22 protein-coding genes are annotated in these 19377 nt (G+C 54.9%); 15 read left to right on the top strand and 7 right to left on the bottom strand.

From position 1 onward, the window contains the following. Positions 1-50: 50 nt before the first annotated feature. The 11 genes from H8693_RS04165 (at position 51) to H8693_RS04115 (ending at position 7419) form a co-directional block, all read left to right on the top strand. Positions 51-419, top strand: coding sequence for a hypothetical protein (locus H8693_RS04165; RefSeq protein ID WP_249279905.1), 369 nt, complete (start codon positions 51-53; stop codon positions 417-419). Then, positions 412-2208, top strand: a complete 1797-nt coding sequence (locus H8693_RS04160) for a DUF2460 domain-containing protein (protein WP_249279904.1) — start codon at positions 412-414, stop codon at positions 2206-2208. Before H8693_RS04165 ends, H8693_RS04160 begins: the two co-directional genes overlap by 8 nt. Beyond that, a complete protein-coding gene (locus H8693_RS04155; RefSeq protein ID WP_249279903.1) occupies positions 2201-3385 on the top strand; it encodes a hypothetical protein in 1185 nt (394 codons plus the stop codon). Before H8693_RS04160 ends, H8693_RS04155 begins: the two co-directional genes overlap by 8 nt. A 1-nt stretch (position 3386) precedes the next feature. Beyond that, positions 3387-3713, top strand: coding sequence for a hypothetical protein (locus tag H8693_RS04150; RefSeq protein ID WP_249279902.1), 327 nt, complete (start codon positions 3387-3389; stop codon positions 3711-3713). Positions 3714-3718: 5 nt separating this feature from the next. Next, positions 3719-3862 carry an XkdX family protein gene (locus H8693_RS04145; RefSeq protein ID WP_249279901.1) on the top strand — a complete coding sequence of 48 codons (144 nt, stop codon included), beginning with the start codon at positions 3719-3721 and terminating at the stop codon, positions 3860-3862. A gap of 1 nt (position 3863) precedes the next feature. Continuing rightward, positions 3864-5099, top strand: a complete 1236-nt coding sequence (locus tag H8693_RS04140) for a peptidoglycan-binding protein (protein ID WP_249279900.1) — start codon at positions 3864-3866, stop codon at positions 5097-5099. 15 nt (positions 5100-5114) lie between these two features. Continuing rightward, on the top strand, positions 5115-5381 hold the full coding sequence (locus H8693_RS04135; protein ID WP_249279899.1) for a phage holin family protein: 267 nt from the start codon (positions 5115-5117) through the stop codon (positions 5379-5381). A gap of 4 nt (positions 5382-5385) precedes the next feature. Then, the gene (locus H8693_RS04130) at positions 5386-5631 is read left to right on the top strand and encodes a hypothetical protein (RefSeq protein WP_178619445.1); all 246 of its coding nucleotides are present in this window, start codon (positions 5386-5388) and stop codon (positions 5629-5631) included. Next, positions 5600-6283: a hypothetical protein gene (locus tag H8693_RS04125; RefSeq protein ID WP_178619449.1), complete on the top strand. Its 684-nt coding sequence runs from the start codon at positions 5600-5602 to the stop codon at positions 6281-6283. Before H8693_RS04130 ends, H8693_RS04125 begins: the two co-directional genes overlap by 32 nt. 87 nt (positions 6284-6370) lie before the next feature. Further along, positions 6371-7105 (top strand): 5'-methylthioadenosine/S-adenosylhomocysteine nucleosidase, encoded by a 735-nt coding sequence (locus H8693_RS04120; protein ID WP_249279898.1) that lies wholly within the window; start codon positions 6371-6373, stop codon positions 7103-7105. Further along, positions 7102-7419 (top strand): hypothetical protein, encoded by a 318-nt coding sequence (locus H8693_RS04115; RefSeq protein WP_249279897.1) that lies wholly within the window; start codon positions 7102-7104, stop codon positions 7417-7419. The genes H8693_RS04120 and H8693_RS04115 overlap by 4 nt, the downstream gene beginning before the upstream one ends. A 113-nt stretch (positions 7420-7532) precedes the next feature. Here the strand turns inward: H8693_RS04115 and H8693_RS04110 are convergent, their stop codons facing one another. Beyond that, complete coding sequence (locus H8693_RS04110) at positions 7533-8159, bottom strand: LexA family protein (RefSeq protein ID WP_249279896.1); 627 nt, start codon at positions 8157-8159, stop codon at positions 7533-7535. A gap of 282 nt (positions 8160-8441) precedes the next feature. Here H8693_RS04110 and H8693_RS04105 point away from each other — a divergent pair, with 282 nt between their 5' ends. Further along, on the top strand, positions 8442-9338 hold the full coding sequence (locus H8693_RS04105) for an NAD(P)-dependent oxidoreductase (protein ID WP_407926344.1): 897 nt from the start codon (positions 8442-8444) through the stop codon (positions 9336-9338). Between the two features lie 43 nt (positions 9339-9381). Here the strand turns inward: H8693_RS04105 and H8693_RS04100 are convergent, their stop codons facing one another. Next, a complete protein-coding gene (locus H8693_RS04100; RefSeq protein WP_249279894.1) occupies positions 9382-9852 on the bottom strand; it encodes a pyridoxamine 5'-phosphate oxidase family protein in 471 nt (156 codons plus the stop codon). Between the two features lie 812 nt (positions 9853-10664). Between H8693_RS04100 and H8693_RS04095 the strand changes: the two genes are divergently transcribed. Next, positions 10665-11336, top strand: a complete 672-nt coding sequence (locus H8693_RS04095) for a trimeric intracellular cation channel family protein (protein ID WP_249279893.1) — start codon at positions 10665-10667, stop codon at positions 11334-11336. Between the two features lie 324 nt (positions 11337-11660). Here H8693_RS04095 and thrB read toward each other — a convergent pair whose 3' ends face one another. From thrB to H8693_RS04080, 3 genes are read right to left on the bottom strand one after another with little or no spacing between them, the layout of a single operon-like run. After that, positions 11661-12557: a homoserine kinase gene (gene thrB / locus H8693_RS04090; protein ID WP_178618794.1), complete on the bottom strand. Its 897-nt coding sequence runs from the start codon at positions 12555-12557 to the stop codon at positions 11661-11663. Positions 12558-12585: 28 nt separating this feature from the next. Beyond that, positions 12586-13503, bottom strand: a complete 918-nt coding sequence (locus H8693_RS04085) for a 1-phosphofructokinase family hexose kinase (protein WP_249279892.1) — start codon at positions 13501-13503, stop codon at positions 12586-12588. A 51-nt stretch (positions 13504-13554) separates the two neighbouring features. Beyond that, a complete protein-coding gene (locus H8693_RS04080; RefSeq protein WP_249279891.1) occupies positions 13555-13884 on the bottom strand; it encodes a hypothetical protein in 330 nt (109 codons plus the stop codon). A 358-nt stretch (positions 13885-14242) separates the two neighbouring features. On the opposite strand from H8693_RS04080, the gene fusA reads away from it, so the two are divergent. Together fusA and H8693_RS04070 are read left to right on the top strand one after the other, a co-directional pair. Beyond that, on the top strand, positions 14243-16327 hold the full coding sequence (fusA, locus tag H8693_RS04075) for an elongation factor G (RefSeq protein ID WP_249279890.1): 2085 nt from the start codon (positions 14243-14245) through the stop codon (positions 16325-16327). Positions 16328-16487: 160 nt separating this feature from the next. Further along, the gene (locus H8693_RS04070; RefSeq protein WP_249279889.1) at positions 16488-16985 is read left to right on the top strand and encodes a GNAT family N-acetyltransferase; all 498 of its coding nucleotides are present in this window, start codon (positions 16488-16490) and stop codon (positions 16983-16985) included. Between the two features lie 318 nt (positions 16986-17303). On the opposite strand, the gene H8693_RS04065 is transcribed toward H8693_RS04070, so the two are convergent. Further along, positions 17304-18620, bottom strand: a complete 1317-nt coding sequence (locus H8693_RS04065; protein WP_249279888.1) for an SPFH domain-containing protein — start codon at positions 18618-18620, stop codon at positions 17304-17306. Between the two features lie 29 nt (positions 18621-18649). Further along, the gene (locus H8693_RS04060) at positions 18650-19366 is read right to left on the bottom strand and encodes a zinc ribbon domain-containing protein (RefSeq protein WP_249279887.1); all 717 of its coding nucleotides are present in this window, start codon (positions 19364-19366) and stop codon (positions 18650-18652) included. Positions 19367-19377: the final 11 nt, after the last annotated feature.

The following is a 19377-nucleotide window of genomic DNA, read 5'->3' as shown; positions in this document are numbered from 1 at the left end:
AGGGGCGGCCGCGAAAAAACGGCTGCCCTTTTTCAGAAAGGGGGAGACAAATGACGGCGGAACAGATTTTTTCACAGGTATTGGGCCTGATGTTTTCCGGAAAGACCGAGATGGAGGAGTTTTCCAACGGGTTTCTCTGCCAGCTCAATTTAAAGCTGGCGGATACTTTTCAGCAAAACAATGCCATCCGGGCGAAGCACGGACAGGGGGCGCTGGAGGAAATTCCCGTGATCTCACGGATGACGGAGGATGTGCCCTATGAAAAAGAGCTGACAGGGAGTCTGCTGGCCTATGGAATCGCAGGAGATTTATTTGTGGAGGACGACGAGACGGGAATTTCCAATGTGTACCGGGAGCGGTATCTTATGGGATTGGAGGAACTCGCCATGACGGAATGGGATGAGGTGCAGGATGGCTAAGACAGCGCCGGTTCGGCAAAAACGGATTACCATCGACCGGTTTCTGGGAGTGGATTTTGCCAACGCGGAAACCGAAGTAGATACCCGCCGGAGCCCATGGGCCCCAAATATGGTGGCGGACAAGGCGGGATATCCCGAAAAACGGCCGGGATATACCTGCCTGCAAAGTTATCCCGGGCCAGTGCACGGCATGGGCTTTTTTCAAGGAAACATGTTGGTGCATGCGGGAACAAAGCTCTATGGCCCGGAAAAAACGATTCTGTATTCGGATATGGCAGAGCGGCGGTCCGCCTTTTTTCACTGGGAGGACAAGCTCTATATTCTGGACGGGAGCCATTATCTGGTATACGACGGAGTTCAGGCAAAGGAAGTGGACGGATTTATCCCGACAACGGTAATCGGCCGGGAACCCTCGGGCGGAGGGACGCTCTTTGAGGCAGTGAACCTGCTCCAGCCGAAGCGGATCAACAGCTTTGTTTCCGATGGGACGGCTACGGAATTTCTGCTGGACAGCATGGGGATTGATACGGCGGAGGTGACCGTTTGGGTAGACGGAGAGGAAAAAAGCGAAGGAGAGGACTATACGGTGGACCGGGAAGCCGGGAAAGTGATTTTTACCCAGGCGCCGGCAGACAGCGAAGGGCTGGACAGCGTTACCATCCGCTTTTCCAAGACAGTGACGGGATATCGGGAGCGGATCTGTAAATGCACAATTGCCGGGAGCTTCGGCCTGGGCAGCGACAGCCGGGTATTCCTCACGGGGAATCCGGAATATCCCAACACGGACTGGCAGAGCGGGTTATATGACCCGACATACTTCCCGGACACGGGATATACGCGGCTGGGGAGTGAAAACACGGCTATCATGGGGTATTTAAAGCAGTATGACAGCATGATTGTGGTCAAGGAGCAGGCGGACGATGAAACAGGGCTGTTTATCCGAAACGCGGAGCTAACGGAAAACAGTGAGGCGATTTTCCCGGTAAAGGAAGGGATAGCCGGGATGGGAGCGGTTTCTCCCTATGCTTTTGGGACGCTGGCGGGAGATCCGGTTTTCCTGTCACCGGGCGGCGTCTATGGATTGGATACCAATGCCGTGACCCAGCAGAGAAGCGTGCAGCTGCGCAGCTTTTTTATCAACCCGCGGCTTACCCGGGAGAGTTCCCTGGGCGAAGCGGTGGGAGCGGTTTGGGGGCAGTTTTATGTGGCATGCGTCAACGGGCATGCGTATGTGGCCAACGGCAGCCAGACCAATGAAAACCCCATGGGCGGCAGGGGATATGAGTGGTATTACTGGACCGACATCCCGGCGCGGGTATTGCGCGAACACGATGGCAAGCTGTATTTTGGGACAGACGACGGGAAAGTGATGGTGTTTTCCGGAGAATATGCGGACGATGGACGAGCCATTGACGCCATTTGGACGACACCGCTTTTAGACGGCGGCAACTTTATGCAGGAGAAGAACATATCCCGGCGGGGAACGGGAATTTTGACCAAGCCTTATGCCCGAAGCTCGGGAGAAATTTTCTTTTCCACGGAAAAATCGCTGATGCAGGTGACCCGGAAGTATACCATGGATCTGATGGATTTTGACGATGTCGACTTCAATCGTTTCAGCTTTACCATGCAGGATAATCCCCGGGTGCAGATTTCACCTAAGAAATTCCGGAAGGTTTTGCAGTTCCAGATGGGTGTGCGCAACTGTGTGGCGGGAGAAGGCTTTGGCGTTTTGGCAATGATGGTGACTTTTTCCATGGGGAATATGACGAGGAGGAAAGATGGGTAGTTTATTGGAGCAAAAGATAGCGGCAGAGGATTTTGCCGATAAAGATGTTTCCAGCATCGAAGAAAATATGGTCGTTGGCCGAGCGGAATGGCTGAAGGCGCGATTTGACAGTGCGGCCAAAGAGGTGATCACGCCCAAGATGAACGGGCTGATCGACGCACTGCTGAGCGAGGAAGCGGCGGGACAGATCGGGGCCGCGCCGCTCATGGAGGGAAGCGAGGCGACGGTGGCCGGGCAGATGGCGTTTTTGAAGGAAGAGCTGAACGGCGTGAGCCTGGGGCAGATTCCCTCGGGATCGCTCACGGATGACAAGCTGTCGGACGCCCCCGGACAGCTGAAGGATACCGTGGCGGGCAAGCTGGATAAGACCCAGCTGGCGACGGCGGAGGGAAACGGCGTCATGAGCAGCGCTGACAAGAGAAAGCTGGATGCACTGGATGGAGCCAACCTCCTAATCAACGGGGGGTTCACGGTATGGCAGAGAGGGGAGAGCTTCACGGTGGGAACGAGCCGGATATATACGGCGGATCGATGGTACTGCGTGAAACTGGCAGGAGAAGCAGAAAGCGCGACGGTATCACGGACAGAGGACGGGATGCTGGTTTCGGGAGCCACCGTGTCGGCAGCATATATGCTGGAACCCCAGGACGCTGCTTTGCTGCAGGGGAAACAGCTGACGCTGTCAATAGGGGTTAAGAACAGTGACGGGAGTATGAAATATATCACACGTCCGGTGGAAGTGACGGGCGCCATGGTGAGCCTGGGAGGATTTACGGCCGGGCAGACGGTATGCTGGGCAAAACTGGAGATAGGGGAAGAGGCGACGCCGTTCGTGCCGCGCAGTTATGGAGAAGAATTGCTGGCGTGCATGCGGTATTACCAGAAAACGGGGACAGTGTTCTGCCCAGGATATATTACGGTGGGCGGAGCGAGCTTCACCTACATGCCGCCGGTACCCATGCGGATCGTGCCGACCATCGGCGGGAATGTGAACGACATAACGGTGCGGCCGGTGGACAGCGATGTGATCTATGAGCAGACGCTGGGGATATCGGCGTCGCAGTCGTCGGGCGATGCGCTGTATTTGACGACGACGGCGCCGGGGGTGACGGCCAACCGGCCGTGCGTGGTGCAAATTCCGGCAGGGATCACACTGGATGCGGAGGTGTATTTGTGATATGGAAGAGAAGAAAAGGAAAGTATATATCGAAGCAAACCCGGCGGGAGAGGTGACACGGATCTTTTCGGACGCCTTTGAGCAGCCGGGAGCGGGAGCCGTGCTGATCGACGAGGGAAACGGGGACAGATATGCCCATGCCCAAAGCCACTATCTGGCAAAGGATATCCGGGACGAATACGGGCGGGCGAACTACCGCTGGACGGGGGAGGCCCTGGAGGAGATTCCGGAGGCGGAGAAACCGGCGGCCCCGGCCCCGGGCAGGAGCGAGCTGGAGATATTGCGGGAGACGGTGGACATGCTGGTCATTTCCGCACTGGGAGGGTGAGAAAGATGTTTGAGACGCTGAACCGATTGTATCATGCGGGGTCTATCGAAGAAGCACAACTGGAAAATGCCGTAACTAAAGGATGGATCACATGGGAGGAAAAGACATATATTGAAAGTATACAGAAATGTATGCAGGAGGTATATTGAAATGACAAAACTAAATGAGTTTATCGAATATTTGAATAAGGAAACAGAAAACAAATCGTTATACGCATGGGGCGGCCAGGGAGAAGCGGCGACTCCGGAAGCTATTAAACGGCGGGAAAGCGAAAAAAACAACCGGGAACGGGTGATGCGGCTCTATGAGCAGCGGATATCCCAGGGATATGGGGAAATGAAACTGTTCGACTGTTCGGGGCTGGGGACGTATTTCCTCTACAACCAAAAGAAATGGATTCCGGGGGACACGACGGCCAACGGCTTGAAGAGCAAGTGCCAGGTATTGTCCCGGAGTGAACTAACAAAAGGCGACTGGGTGTTCCGGGTATACCAGACGGGCAAGGATAAGGGAAAAGCCTATCACATCGGATATATCGTGGATAATAGTCTGAACGTCATCGAAGCCAAGGGGCGGGATGACGGTGTGGTGAAGCGGAGCCTGAATGCCAGCGGGAGCGGCTATTGGAACGCCTATGGGCGGCCGGAGCTTTTCCGGGAGGAGATTGAAGGAGCTTCCCCGGAGGATGGCATGGTGGAGGTCCTGGGGGGTTCGGTGAACGTGCGGGCCGGGGACAACACGGCAGCGGCGATATTGGGCGTGGCCCACAAAGGGGACAGCTTTCTTTTGGAGGGCGTGAGCGCATCGGGCTGGTACAAGATCGACTATGACGGGAAGGACGGATATATCAGCAGCCGGAGCGACCTGACGAAGGTAACCGGCGGCATTTCTACCTCCTTCACCGTAGGGCGTTTGCTGAAAAAGACCAGTCCCCTCATGACGGGAGAGGACGTGAAAGATGTGCAGGCTGCGCTGATTGCGAAAGGTTATTCCTGCGGGAGTACCGGGGCAGACGGCGAGTTCGGAAGCAATACCCAAAAGGCCGTGGAGGCATTCCAGAAGGCCGCGGGACTGACGGCGGACGGGATTGTGGGGGAAAAGACAACCCAGGCCCTGGGTGGCGAATGGAAAGCCGCCGAGACAACATGGACAGTAAGCCGGATTCTCAAGAAAACCAGCCCTTTAATGAAGGGGGCGGATGTGAAAAACGTGCAGACTGCGCTGATCGCTAAGGGGTATTCCTGCGGCGGCACGGGAGCGGACGGCGAGTTTGGGAAGAACACCGAGAGCGCGGTTAAGAGCTTCCAGAAGGCGGCAGGGCTGGCCGTGGACGGCAAGGCCGGGAAGAATACCGTCACAAAACTGGGCGGCAAGTGGGAAGGGTAAAAGGAGGAAAGAGGAATGAATTTAAAAGTGCGAATGAAGAACTGGAGCTTTTGGGTATCCGTGCTTATCAGCATTGGGGCGCCCATTCTGGCATATTTTGGCTTAACAGCGGCGGATATCACGACCTGGGCTGCATTGGGGCGGGTATTGCTGGAGGCAGTATCCAATCCCTATGTGGTGGGATTGGTGCTGGTGAGCCTGTATAACGCGCTGATTGACCCGACTACGAAAGGAATCAAGGACAGTGCCCAGGCATTGACCTATGAAAAGCCGAAGGAGTAAGGGGATGAGCAACGAAGTATTCGCGGCGCTGCTGGCGCTGGTAGGGTCTATGATGGGATCGCTGGGCGGGATCCTGGCGTCCGCCCGATTGACCAATTTCCGCTTGCAGCAGCTGGAAAAAAAGGTGGAGAAGCACAACAACCTTGTGGAGCGGATGCAGGCGGTGGAGGATCGGGCCAAGAGCAATACCCACCGCATTGATACCTGGGAGGGAAACTATGGCGCAGATTCCAAAATATCAAGCATATGACAGCAGCAAGCTGTATAATGAAGCGATTCAAAATTATACAGCTGCGGAGGGAAAGATATATGAACAGGCCGTAAAGGCGGCGGAAGCAGAAAAGAAGAGGATCAAGCAGGATTACGATACTCTCCGGGCCAAGACAAACGCTTCTGCCCGCATAAGAGCGTTGGGAAAAAACGAAGAACTGGCGGCAAAGGGATTGGCAGGAAACGCCTATGACGATGCCCGAAGCGGCGTAAGCGAGACGGCAAGAATCCGGGGGGATATCGCGCTCCAGAATGATATCAACGCGGCATATCGAGACCAGGCCGCAGCGGAACAGGAGCAGGATGCCGGCGTTATGCAGGCAGATTTGCAGCGGCAGCAAAATATTGCCAACTATACGGCACAGGCTAAAGTGGAACAGGCCAAGGCGGAGGCTGAAGCGAAAAAAGACCAGGCGAATTATGAGCTGAATGCCTGGAAAGCCCAGCAGGCGGCGGAAGAGTTTGCCCAGAAGATGAACCAGACCCGGCAGCAGGATGCGTATAACAACGCTCTCAATGAATTGAAGCTGTTTGGCAAAGTGATGACACGGGCGGCAGCGCAGGCATTGGGTGTGAGCATAGGAACCACCAGCTTTGAATATAACAAGGCAAAAAAACAAAGGAAAGTATAAAAAAGGGAGGCTTGTGCCTCCTTTTTTTATGGGGACAGTTGCAAGCGGGGGCCGGACACGGTATGATGAAGGCGGAGGGTATTTGCAATGCGTGAAAAAACAGTTTTGTTGCAGGGCGCGATGGAAGAAGAATGCGCCTGCTTTCTGAAGCATATGAAAGAGCCGGAAGAAACCGTGATTGACGGCTGGCATTTCTGGTCGGGAGAGCTGTGCGGAAGGCCGGTAGTGGTGGCGAGGACGTTTATCGGGATGGTAAATGCTGCGGTGAGCACGGTTCTGGGCATCCGGCATTTTTCTCCCGGGGCAATCATCAATCAGGGAATTGCGGGAGCCCATGGCCTGGATCTGGAGATCGGCGATATTGTTTTGGGGACGCGGGTCATGAACGGGGCGTCCTTTCAATCCGAGAAGCTGGACCGGGGACAGGGGAGCCGATGGGAGGGCTGGAAGCCGCTTCCGCTGGAGATTCGGGGCGAGATGACCCGGGACAATACGTTTTTATCCGATCCGGGGTTGATTGCCGCGGCGCGAAAGGCGGCGGCAAGCGGAAGTTTCCGGGTGGTTGAGGGCTGCATCAGCAGCGCGGATATGTGGAACCGGGAATATGACCGAATTGCCTTTTCCCATGCGGCCTATGGCACGATGGCGGAGGAAATGGAAGGGGCGGCGGTCTGCCAGGTGGCGGCTGGGTATAAAATTCCCGTGCTGTCAGTGCGGGCAATATCCAACAACGAGCGCAAAGACGGCGCCTATGCACCGGAGACCGCCGATATATGTGCACGGTTTGTGATGGCGGTTCTTGCGGAGTATGGAAGAATATGAGATGGCTTTCCCTGGCCCTGTTTATGCTGATAGGGGCTGTTTTGGAATGGACGGGATGGCTGGTTTGGAAAAAACAAAAAATATCGGTCCTGCATGATTACCACCGCCGCCATGTATCTCCGGAGGATGTGCCGGCCTACAGCGCGGCTATAGGGAAAGCCTTGTGCCTTTTGGGAGGCGGGCTTCAGGCCGCGGGGCTGGCAAACTTCTTTACCCGGAGCGGATGGGGATGGATCTGCGGCGCGGGCTGTTTTATATGGAGCATAGGCTGGATGCGGAAAACGCAGAAAAAATACAACGGAAGCGTGCTCTGAAACCGGCAGTTTTTCAATTCCATATGGATATAAAGATGGGGCGGGAGAGAATCAACAAAAAAGCGGAAGGATGATTTCCTTCCGCCGTTTATTTTTTGGCAATGCAGACTGGCTTAAAAAGAACGTGTAATCCCCGCGATCTTTCCGTAAATCAAAAGGGTATCCAGCTGTTCCTTGGCAATGATGCGCGGCGGATAGGCGGGATTAAAGGAATTGAGCGAGATGCAGCCATTGGAAGGGTCCTTGATGACCTGCTTTAACATGGCTTCTTCTCCCGCAAGGATGACGATGGCCAGTTCGCCGCTTTCCACATCCGGCTGCAAATGAACAAGCGCCAGGTCTCCTTCGAGAATTTTGGGAGACATGGAATCCCCTTCCACCCGGACATAGCGGTATTCCTCCGGAACCTTCAGGCCAAAGGCCGGCTCCTTGCCCGAGAATTCTTCCTGCACGACGCCGCCAAAGCCCGCCCGAACCCGCGAGACAACGGGAATGCTGGAAACCGAAGGGGCCGGGGAAAAATGAATGTTGGAGGCGGCAGAAGCATCCGAATGACCATAGAGATAATCTGTAGACACCTGGAAAAAACGCGCGATACGCAGGAGCGTATCATGCTCTGGCAGGCGCTTGCCCGTCTCCCACATGCCGACGGCAGACTGGGAAACCGAGAGCTTTTTGGCAAACTCGGCCTGGGAAAGCCCGGCCTTTTCCCGCAATTCTTTTAAACGCAAATGAATCATAAAAAATGCTCTCCCCGATACTTGATTTGGAAAAGGAACCAAAGGAGTGCCGAACCGCTTGAACCGAATGGAAAGATGAGAAAAATGTATGAAGGCGACGTTTTCGATTCGACAAGTTTCTCCTTTCCTTATTTTACACGAAATTACCAATTTTGAAAAGTGGAAAATCATGGAAATTGAAAAATCGCCCACTTGACAAAAGGGACAGCGAGAACTATACTGAAAAAAGAAATGATTTGAAAGTGACCCGTGAGAAAAAAGAATAGCAGGGCTGTTTTTTTTATTTTTTCGGGTCGGAAAAGGAGAACGGTACAAATGAAAAAGATTGGATTTATTGGCGTGGGCGTCATGGGGCGTTCCATGGTACGCAACCTGATGAAAAATGGCTATCTGGTTTCCATCTACACGCGCAGAAAGGCAAAGGTGGAGGATATCATCGCCGAAGGAGCGGTTTGGTGCGATACGATTGGAAAATGCGCCAAGGATGCGGATGTGGTCATCACGATGGTGGGATATCCCAAGGATGTGGAAGAAGTATATTTCGGCGAGGGAGCGATTTTAGACAGCGTCAAGAGCGGCGCCTATGTCATTGATATGACGACCACCAGCCCCAAGCTTTCCAAGCGTATCTATGAAAAGGCAAAGGAAAAGGGCGTTTATGCCATTGATGCGCCGGTTTCCGGCGGAGATGTGGGCGCGCAGAAGGGCACGCTTTCCATTATGGTGGGCGGAGATAAAGAGGCTGTGGATGCCTGCATGGATGTTTTAAAGTGCATGGGAACCTCTATCGTTTATGAAGGCGGCGCGGGCGCCGGGCAGCATACCAAGATGGCCAACCAGATTGCCCTGGGCGGCGCGATTGCGGGCGTCTGCGAGGCGATTGCCTATGGAAAGGCCGTGGGGCTGGACGTGCAGACCATGCTGGACGCCATCGATAAAGGCGCGGCAGGAAGCTGGCAGATGTCCAATATGGCGCCCCGGATGCTCAAAGGCGACATGGATCCCGGGTTCTTTGTCAAGCATTATGTGAAGGATATGAAGATTGCCGATGAAGAGGCGCGGGACGCGGGTGTGAATATGGATGTGCAGAAAGTCGTGTTGGGTATGTATCAGGAATTGGAAAACGAGGGCATGGGAGATCTGGGAACCCAGGCGCTCATCAAGCACTATATAAAATAAGCAAGCAACAAAAAACCTCCCGCCGGGAGGTTTTTTTGTTTGCCTAGGGATGGACTTTGCAGCTCCAGTCCGTCACAGTGACACGAATGCAGGCCATATGGGAAAAGAGGGAATCCCGCCATTCCATAACGGGCGGCGCGGGAAAGCTTTTCATAAACAATTCCATAATTTCCCGGATCTGGCCGGCTTCCCGGAGAATTTCGGCCTCTCCTTCGCCCATCAGGCAGGAAAACCGCATGGAAGTATCGCAGGGGCGCTCTCCCTGGATGAGCTCATGCCCCATGGATATGGAAAAAAATACCCGGGGATTTTCTTCAAGGATATCCAGTTTTTTTCCGGCTTTGGCGGAATGAAACAGCAGGATAAGACGGCCGTCCTCCCAGATATAGCCGTAATTCAGGGGGACGACATAGGGGATATTGTTCCTGGCCATGGCCAGATGGCAGACGCTGCTCTCTTGCAATATTTTTTCCACGATGGCGGGATCCGTAACCTCCCGGTCTTTTCTGCGCATAAAAAACCTCCTGGGGATATTTTGGCTATAGCATAGCACAGCGGAGGAAAATGCGCCAGTTTTTTATTCCCGGGAATAAAAACGGCTGGCGCAGGATAGCAGGAGGGGCGGCCGCTGGCGGCACTTCGGACGGGCAGGCTTTTGCTGGGGGCAGTTTTTGAAGCTGGGGACAAGTATCGGGGTATTCCGGAGCTTGGCGCTGCCATTCTCAGCGAGCCGGGGAGTAAAGTCGTGGTCATAGCCCGGCAGGGGAGAAGGAGGGAAGCGGATACGGATGGATGCTTGATCGTATGCGGGGTGAATTTGTATTCAACGGAAAGCCTGAAGAGATCGCTAAGCGAATCGGAACCGGAGAGATTTGACGCGCCGGTTTCCACGGAAATCTCTTTATTTCCTTTGGGGATGCTGTCTAAGGCCGGCCAGCTCTTTTTGAAGGCCCTCCATTTTGTGTTTCAACAGATCGATGCGCCTTCGGTTTGGCTGATAAGCCGGATATCCCGCGCATGGAAAGGCGAAAAAGGGGGGAGGACAAAAGCGTAGGGAAATGGCAGACTAAAAGAAAACACACAAATCCGCCGCGCAGAATCCAGGTGAAAATCGCCGGAAAGAAAAAGAATTTGTGCAGGCCGGTTTTGCAGGAATTCATAGACTGCTTCCCGGATATGGGGATGAGGCAGAACCGCTATAGTATAAGCTGCCGGAGAAATAGGTTTTTCTCATTTTACCATAGAATGCCGGGAACCGGCCTTGGGGAATTGCAGGCCGCGGGGAAATGTGATACACTTTTTCCTAGCAAACCGAGGAGGCGGGAAATGGACACAACCCAGACGATTCTTTTTATTGCGGAGCTCATTGGAACGGTGGCGTTTGCCATTTCCGGCGTGCTGGTGGCGGCGGAAAAGCGCGTGGATATATTTGGCGCGCTGGTGCTTGGAACCATCACGGCGGTGGGCGGCGGAGCCATCCGGGATCTGCTCCTGGGGATTACCCCTCCCACGCTTTTTCAAAAGCCGGTGTACACCATTGTGGCGGTGGCGACGGCTGCCATCGTTTTCTTTATCGAATATGGCATGGGAGATAAAATTGAGAGATTCAGCGTCGGGTATATGAAGGTTATCAATGGATTTGATGCCGTCGGGCTGGCGGTGTTTGTGGTGGTGGGTGTGAATACGGCCATTGCCAGCGGGCAGGGCGATAACGGATTCCTCTCGATTTTCGTCGGGACGATCACGGGCATCGGCGGCGGCATGATGCGGGATATCCTGGCAGGGCAGATTCCCGTGGTGCTCCGAAAGCGGGTGTATGCCGTGGCGGCGATTCTGGGAGCGACGGTTTATTATTTCATGACCCGGGGCGGCTGCCCAGACTGGCTTTCTATCGGCACGGGAGCGGCTTGCGTTATGCTTCTGCGGTTTTTGGCGACTCACTATTGCTGGAATCTGCCCCGGATTCCCCGGACCCCTCGGGAGGATACGAGAGAATAGGAATATAAAAAGCAGCGGAATTGCCGCTGCTTTTTATGTGGCTTGCGGAGCCGATCCGGAAAAGGGAATTGAAAAAATCCTGCGGACCGATCCGCAAATAAACCGGGGCTGTCCGCTGAAAAGGAAGCCTCCGGTGCCTTTTTGGTATAGTTTATTACAGAAAAAATAGAGCCCGTTTCCCGTGATTTTGTCCCGCTCACTGCAAAACATATGTGCAGTGGGAAGAAAGCAGATGCCAGAAGCGGCTTGCCTCTGCTCGGATTCAGGCACAGGCCGAATGATAAAAAAATCCCCCGGCTTTGCCAGGGGAATCCTGTTTCCTTATTATAATGTTTCCACAAACGCGCCCCGACGGTCAAAATCCGTCAGAACCGCTTTCCATCCCCCGGGAATGGAGCGGAGCTTTTCCTGGAGCTGCCGCTCAAAATCCTGCTTTCCGGCAGGAAGGAAGATAAGAATGGTCGGGCCGGCGCCCGATAGGCAGGCGCCATAAGCGCCCAGGTCATAGGCTGCCTGAATGACGTCGTCAAATCCCTGGATGAGGGTTTTGCGGTATGGTTCATGAAGACGGTCGTGAAGGGCTGCTCCGAGGTGGGTATAATCCCGTTCATACAGGGAGGCTATCAGCAGCCCCATATTGGCGATGTTGGAAACCGCGTCCTTCATGGGCACACTCGCGGGGAGCACTTCCCGGGCCTTCCGCGTGGAAAGAGTGAAGCCGGGAATGGCGACGCAGACCGCCAGATCCTCTCCCACGGGAACCGGACGGACCAGATAGCCGTCCTCCGCCTTGGCGGAGATGCAGACGCCGCCGTAGATGGCCGGGGCCACATTATCTGGATGCCCCTCCATTTCTGAAGCCAGGGAAAGCACCTGTTCCCGGCTCCATCCGGCGCCCAGAAGCGTATCCGCCAGAAGGATTCCCCCCACGATGCAGGCGGCGGAGCTGCCCAGGCCGCGGGTATGGGGGATGCGGTTATACTGCTTGAGATAGAGGCCGGGAAGGCGCTTGCCCATGCGGTCTGCCGCCCGCCTGGCCGCCCGGACGATGAGATTGCGCCCGTCTGTGGGAATAAAAGGGGCGGGGGTGTCCATCTCGATCACCAGGCCGCTTTTCCGGGCCTCGAAATCGATGGAGTTATAAATTTGCAGCGCCAGGCCCGTGGAATCAAAGCCGACGCACATATTGCCGCTGCTGGCGGGAATATGAACTCGATACATGTTGGTTTCTCGTCTTTCTTTATCTTTTCTATTGAATCTGCTGGATCTGAATTTCCGGCAGGAGCCGGGCAATGCATTCCATATCGCCTGCGCCGGTTCCCGGCTGCAAAAGGCTGGCCGCCGCCGCGGCTGATCCCAGGCGAAGAGCTTCTCCCAGGTCCTTTCCTTCCAAAAGCCCCGCGCACAAACCCGCCATCATGGAATCGCCGGCCCCTACCGTCGAATCCGCCTCCAGCGTCAGCGGCAGAGCGCGATAGGCATGGGAGGCATCCAGGATGAGAGCGCCGCGGCTCCCCAGGGAAATGGCGCAGACCGAGACACCCCGTGCCAGAAGATCCCGCCCGGCGGACAAGAGCTCAGCCTCGGTTTCCAGGGGAAGTCCGGTGAGCATGGAAAGCTCATCCCGGTTGGGTTTGATGAGAAAGGGAGCTTTCTCCACCGCCTGGGCCAGCGTTTCGCCATCTGCGTCCACGGCTACCCGGCAGGGCAGCTTTTCGATCAGATGCGCATAATAATCCGCCGGACAGCCCGGCGGGAGCGAACCCGTCAAGACCACCATATCGTCCTTTTGAATCTGGGGAAGGAAGGTGGCTTCAAACTGCTTTAAAATATCTGCGGAAAGGGCAGGGCCGCTTTCGTTGATCTCGGTGACAACGCCGCTTTGCTGGTCGAAAATCTTGGTATTCACCCGGGCCTCTCCCGGAAATTCCCAAAGGGAAGTGGAAATACCGATGAGGGATTGGCGGATCAGGCGGGAATTTCCCTTGTAGAGAAACCCGCATACCGTGACAGGGACATCCATTTGATGGAGGGTTACGGCCAGATTGACGGCTTTGCCGCCCCCCTGGGACAAAACCTTCCCCACCCGGTTGGTCCCGCCGACCCGCAGGGAATCGATATACACCGTTTTATCAATGGTTGGATTCAAATACACCGCATAAACCATCTGGCAACCCCCTATCTTTTATTTTCTGGTATTGTGCTGCATTGCGCCTGTTTACGCTACCGTTTTGAAAAGGTCGCCTGTGATAGCGCCGTAAGCCGTCCATAAAACAAGCCCAACCCCCACGCCGATGGCCATGCCGACGTTAAAAGGACGCATGTTCCATCCGGTTTCCCGATGGAGCCGGCCGCGGGCCAAAAAGGCAAGGGCGAACACCAACAGGGCTAAAATGCCCAAAAAACCACCCTGCACACGATTCAAAATGATAAATGCAATCCATGCAATGAGGCCAAACAGGAAACCGGCGATCTGCATGAAACGCGTCGCTTTTTTCTCGTCATATCCTCTGAGCTTTTCAAAAACCGTATCCATCCAACTCTGCATAAAAATACTCCTAACATGAGACATAGTAAATTTATAACTCATTATCTCACACTTCTTTTGTAAAATCCATGACTTTTTTTTAAAAATGGGTTTATTTTTCCAAAGGCATCTGGTATGATAAATAAGTACATCAATTTACAAACCTATTAGCCGCCGTTGGCAGGAAGCCAAAAACCGGGCGATTCTCCTTCAAAAAAGCGGTTAATATCCATTTTTTGCTGATTTTTGCTTTTGAATTTTCTGCGCAGCTGCGCGTTAAAACCATTTTCCCTGCGGCAGGGTATTTTGCCGCGATATATCAAAATTGTGTGTTTCCGAGCGATCGGAATGGGATACATGCAAGTATAGGAGGAAAAAAATGAAGGTTTACGATGCTGCTCACATCAAAAACATCGCTGTTGTCGGACACGGAAGCGATGGGAAAACAACGCTTGTAGAAGCGATCCTTTCCAACGCCGGGGCTATCGAGCGCCGCGGCAAGGTGGAGGATGGAAATACAACCACGGACTATGATCCGGAGGAAATCCGCCGGCATATCTCCATCACGACGGCGGTGGCTCCCGTGGAGTGGAGCGACTGCAAATTAAATCTGATCGACGCTCCCGGATTCTTTGATTTCGTCGGAGAGACGACCCAGGCATATTATATGGCGGACTGCGCGCTTATCCTGGCCAACGGTTTTTCGGGCGTTGGCGTTGGAGCGGAAAAGGCGTTCAAATTCTGCAAAAAAGCCGGAAAGCCCATGGCCATCACTGTCAACCAGATGGATAAGGAGCATGCCGACTTCCTGAAAACTGTGGATCAGCTGAAGGAGCGCTTCGGCGCCAGCATCACGCCGCTGCAGCTGCCCATCATGGAAGGCATGGCCTTCAAGGGCTATGTGGATATCCTGGAAAACACGGCGTATACCTTTGACGCCAAGGGAAACAAAAAGACGGATATCCCCGCAGCGCTGGCGGGGGATGTGGAAACTCTGCGGGAGGCGCTGGTGGAAAATGCCGCTTCCAACGACGAAGAACTGATGGAAAAATTCTTTGAAGGAGAGGAGCTTTCCAAAGAAGATATTTTGAAGGGACTTCTTCTGGGCATTGAATCTTTGGATGTCGTTCCCGTGTTTGCCACTTCGGCTACGCAGAACCTGGGTGTAAAAGAGCTGGCGGATGCTCTGGCGGCCTATATGCCCGCAGCGGATAAGGCGAAGCCGGTCCATGCTGTGAACGAAAAGGGCGAGGATGTGGAAATCAAGTGCAGCGCTGAAGGCCATTTCGCGGCCCAGGTGCTGAAAACCATTGCCGACCCGTTTGTGGGCCGGATCAACCTGATCAAGGTATTCCGCGGCATTTTGAAGCCGGATACGGCGATTATCAATGTGCGCGCAGGCAAGGGAGAAAAATTCGGCAATATTTCCATCATGCGCGGCAAAAAGCTGGTCAACGTGGATGCGCTCCAGGCGGGGGATATCGGCGCCCTGGCAAAGCTGCAGTTTACGACGACGGGCGACAGCCTCTGCTCGGCCTCGGATAAGCTGACCTTTGATGCTCTGGAATTTGGCGAACCCTGCATCAGCCTGGCTGTCACGGCCAAGAAGCAGGGCGAAGAGGAAAAGGTTTTTGCGGGCCTGCACCGTTTGGAAGAAGAGGATCCCACCTTCCGCATCGAGAAGAATGCCGAAACCGGCGACACGCTCCTATGCGGCATGGGTGAAATGCATATCGAAGTCATCTGCCAGAAGCTGAAGAACAAGTTCGGCGTGGAGGCTGCGCTTTCCGATCCGAAGGTGGCCTATCGGGAAACCATCCGCAAGTCTGCCGAGGCCGAAGGCAAGCACAAAAAGCAGTCCGGCGGCGCGGGGCAGTTCGGCGTGGTGCAGATCCGGTTCGAGCCGATTATGGACGGTTCTTCCGATTTTGAATTTGTCAATGCCATCGTGGGCGGCGTGGTTCCCAAGGAATATATCCCGGCTGTGGAAAAGGGCCTGCGGGAGAGCATTAAGCATGGCGTTCTGGCGGGATACCCCATGGTGGGCATCAAGGCGACGCTGTTTGACGGAAAATACCATCCTGTCGATTCCAAGGAAGTTGCCTTCAAGTCGGCGGCCCGCCTGGCCTATAAGGCGGCCTGTGCGGCGGCCAATCCGGTTCTTCTGGAGCCCATTGGCAAGGCCGAGGTTTACATTCCGGATGAATACATGGGCGATATCATCGGCGACATGAACCGCCGGCGGGGCCGGATTCTGGGCATGAATCCCCAGGAAGACGGCATCCAGCAGGTTGTGGCCGAAGTTCCCATGAGCGAAATGGTTAAATATGCCACCGACCTGCGCTCCATGACCCAGGGCCGCGGCACCTTCCATATCGAGTTTGAGCGGTATGAAGAGGTTCCCGCCCAGATGGCTGCCAAGATCATTGAGCAGGCCAAGAAGGACATGGAAGAGGAGAAATAACAGACAAAAGCCGGGAGCGGAGCAAAAGCCCGCTCCCTTTTTGTTGCCCGCGAAAGGCGCCGCATAGTTTGGGAGCATTGGAACAAAAGGCTCCGGGTACGGGGAATATGGAAAAAAGCCGGGAACGGCTAAGCGGTTTGAAAAAGGAGGCAAAAAAAAGATGGACTATGCGATACGAGAGATGCGCGAGGAGGAATATCCGCTGCTGAAGGATTTTTTATATGAGGCGATCTTTGTTCCCCCGGGAACAGAGCCTCCGCCGCGTTCTATTTTGGAGAGAAGCGAATTGCAGGTGTACATTGCGGGTTTTGGCAGAGGAATCTGCGACCGAGCCTGGGCTGCGGAGGCAGACGGACGGGTGATAGGCGCGGTCTGGACGCGCATCATGGAAGACTATGGGCATATAGATGAACAGACACCCTCCCTTGCCATCGCTGTCTTTGCGCCATGGCGCGGCCGGGGCGTGGGCATGGCATTGATGCAGCGGATGTTTTCCGCGCTGGAAAAAAGCGGGTATGGGCGGGTGTCGCTGTCCGTGCAGAAGGCCAACGCGGCGCTTCATTTATATCGGAGATTAGGCTTTTTGGTGATCCGGGAAAGCGGAGAAGAGTATATCATGGAAAAGCGATTGGAAACCGAGACACATACGGTTCTGTAATTTGGCAAGGGCTGTCGGAGAATGAGATTTTAGGCGGGAATATGGTTCGTCGCGGATTGCCTATGGGCCGTTTGGACATGAACTTGCTGCGTTCATGGAGATTTGTTCTCCCAAACCATAATTCTCCGCGCATGTCTGGCGGGATCATAACTCTCATGGAGGCGGGAATGGCCGAAAGGCAAGCCGGCGGTTTTTCAGAATCATCATCGGTGAATCCGCAGCACCGGGTGGATACTTGAGAAAGCCCCATGTCCCAAAGACGGAGGAAAATAAAAAGGCCGGGTTATAAAAAACCGGCCTTTTGACTATGCAGATAGATTATTTGGAAGTGGCGTCATCCGCATTGAAGGGATCGCCGCATTCCGGGCAGAATTTCGGCGGATGCGCCGGGTCTTCCGGCTCCCAGCCGCATTTATCGCACTTATAGAGCAGCTCGCCCGTCGGCTTTTTCGCGCCGCATTCCGAGCAGAATTTGCCCTTGTTTACCGCGCCGCACTTTTCGCATTTCCAGCCCGCCTGCTCTGCCGGGCGGGGTGCGCCGCATTCCGAACAGAACTTGCCCGTGTTGGCGGCACCGCAGGCACATTTCCAGGTGTTCGCTGCCGGAGCGGCTCCGCCGCCGGAAGGAGCGCCGCCCGGGCCGCCCTGCTGCCCCATTTTATAAAGCTCGCCGGCATTCATGCCGCCTGCCTGCTGGGCAAAGCCCATGCCAAGGAAGCCAGTCATGGCGCCTGCGGAATTTTTGGAGGCATTTTCCATGGCTGTCGCCTGCGCGGTTCCCAGACGGGCGCCCATCATCTGGGCATTGGTATACACCCGGGATTCCTGGAATTCCGAGATCTTCTTGGCGCTCTCGGCATCCGGCGTAATGGAAGCCAGGGCGACGGAAACGACAGAGATTCCCCGAAGCTCCACCCATTCCTGCGTCAGCTCCTTATTCAGCTCGTCGGCGATTTCGTTGGTATAGAGGGGAAGCTGGTCGTAAGCGATGCCTTTGAGGGCGATCTTTCCCAGAGCCGGCTGCAGATTGTGCTGCACCTCGGTTTTCAGCTGCTCGTCAATCCGGTCACGGGTATAGGTATCGGTGACATTGCCGCAGACGTTGGTATAGAACATGATGGGGTCGGTGATGCGATAGGAATAGGTGCCATAGCCCTTGAGCATGATGGTGAAGCCGAATTCGCTGTCCCGGAAAGGCACGTCGCCCACACCCACCTTATTGTTGGGGATTTCCTTCAGATTTACATAATAGACCCGCTGATCGTTCTCGATCTGGCCGCCGAAGGTGAACCGCTTGCCGACCTTTTTAAAGCTCTCTTTGAGGCCCTTCCAGCCGCTGTCGAACAGGGAAGGCTCGGTGCCCGTCCGATAGATAAAGGCGCCCGGCTCGGCGGAAAAGTCCACGATTTTGCCGTTTTCCACGATGAGCATACACTGCCCTTCGTTGACGGCGATTTTTGAACCGTCGGTGATGATGTTGTCGTTGCGCTTGGTGTTGGAGCTGCCGGCAACGATGCGGACAGCGCCTTTTTCCACGAGGACGTTGGCGTCCATGGAATCACAGTAGATGTACTCTTTCCATTGATCGGCCAGTTCGCCGCGAATCGCGGAGAGGCCAGCTTTGATTAAACCCATGAGATTCTTCCTTTCTTTTTTCTATTCAGCTATTTGCAAGGCTGTATATTTGTGATCCGCCAGGTCTGGGAGAGGGGAGAAACAACCCCGTTCCCGCAATAGGGGCAGATCTTTTCGCCGATCTTGCTCACCGGAGCGCCGCAATGCGGGCAGCGCAGAGAAACCTGCGCCGCGGCGCCGCCGTCCTCCCTGAGCGTGTAGGTATAGTCCAGCTGGTATTTTTCCTGCTGTTTCCGGGCCGGGCCGCCGTTTTCGCTCCGGAAAACCTCAAAGGCGGACTGAAAGCGAATGGTGCGGTCGTATCCCATTGGCAGATACCGGCTGATGGCGGTGCGATGGAAGCAAAGGCCGCTAAAATGCACCTCGTTTCCCTCTGCCGCCAGGTCATCGATACGGTCCCGGACAAAGGAAAGAACCGCCGGGCCGTATAGAGGCTTTTCCGCCGCCTGCCCGGTCTCGATCCCTGAAAAGACGTCCCGCAGGCAGGTTTCTATCTGGGAAACCGCCAGTTCCCGGTTGAACTCCGGAAAATCCCGGAGAATCTGGGGGAGATAGAGAGCGTCGCCTCCGGAAACCGAGCGGGGGGTATCATTTGCCTCGCGCTCAGCCTGGGAGAGCCCTTCCTGAATATCCCGGGTTCCAAAGGCGCGCAGGGAAATCTGCTGCACCTTGGCCCGCAGGATGATATACAAGACGAACAGGAGAACCGCCCCGGCGAAAAGGAGGATGATGAGAACCGGACTCATGCGCACCGCCC

The sequence above is a fragment of the Guopingia tenuis genome (assembly GCF_014384805.1).
GTDB classification, from domain to species: domain Bacteria; phylum Bacillota; class Clostridia; order Christensenellales; family Christensenellaceae; genus Guopingia; species Guopingia tenuis.
Note: the sequence above shows the minus strand (reverse complement) of the source record. Positions and strands in the feature narration are given on the sequence as shown.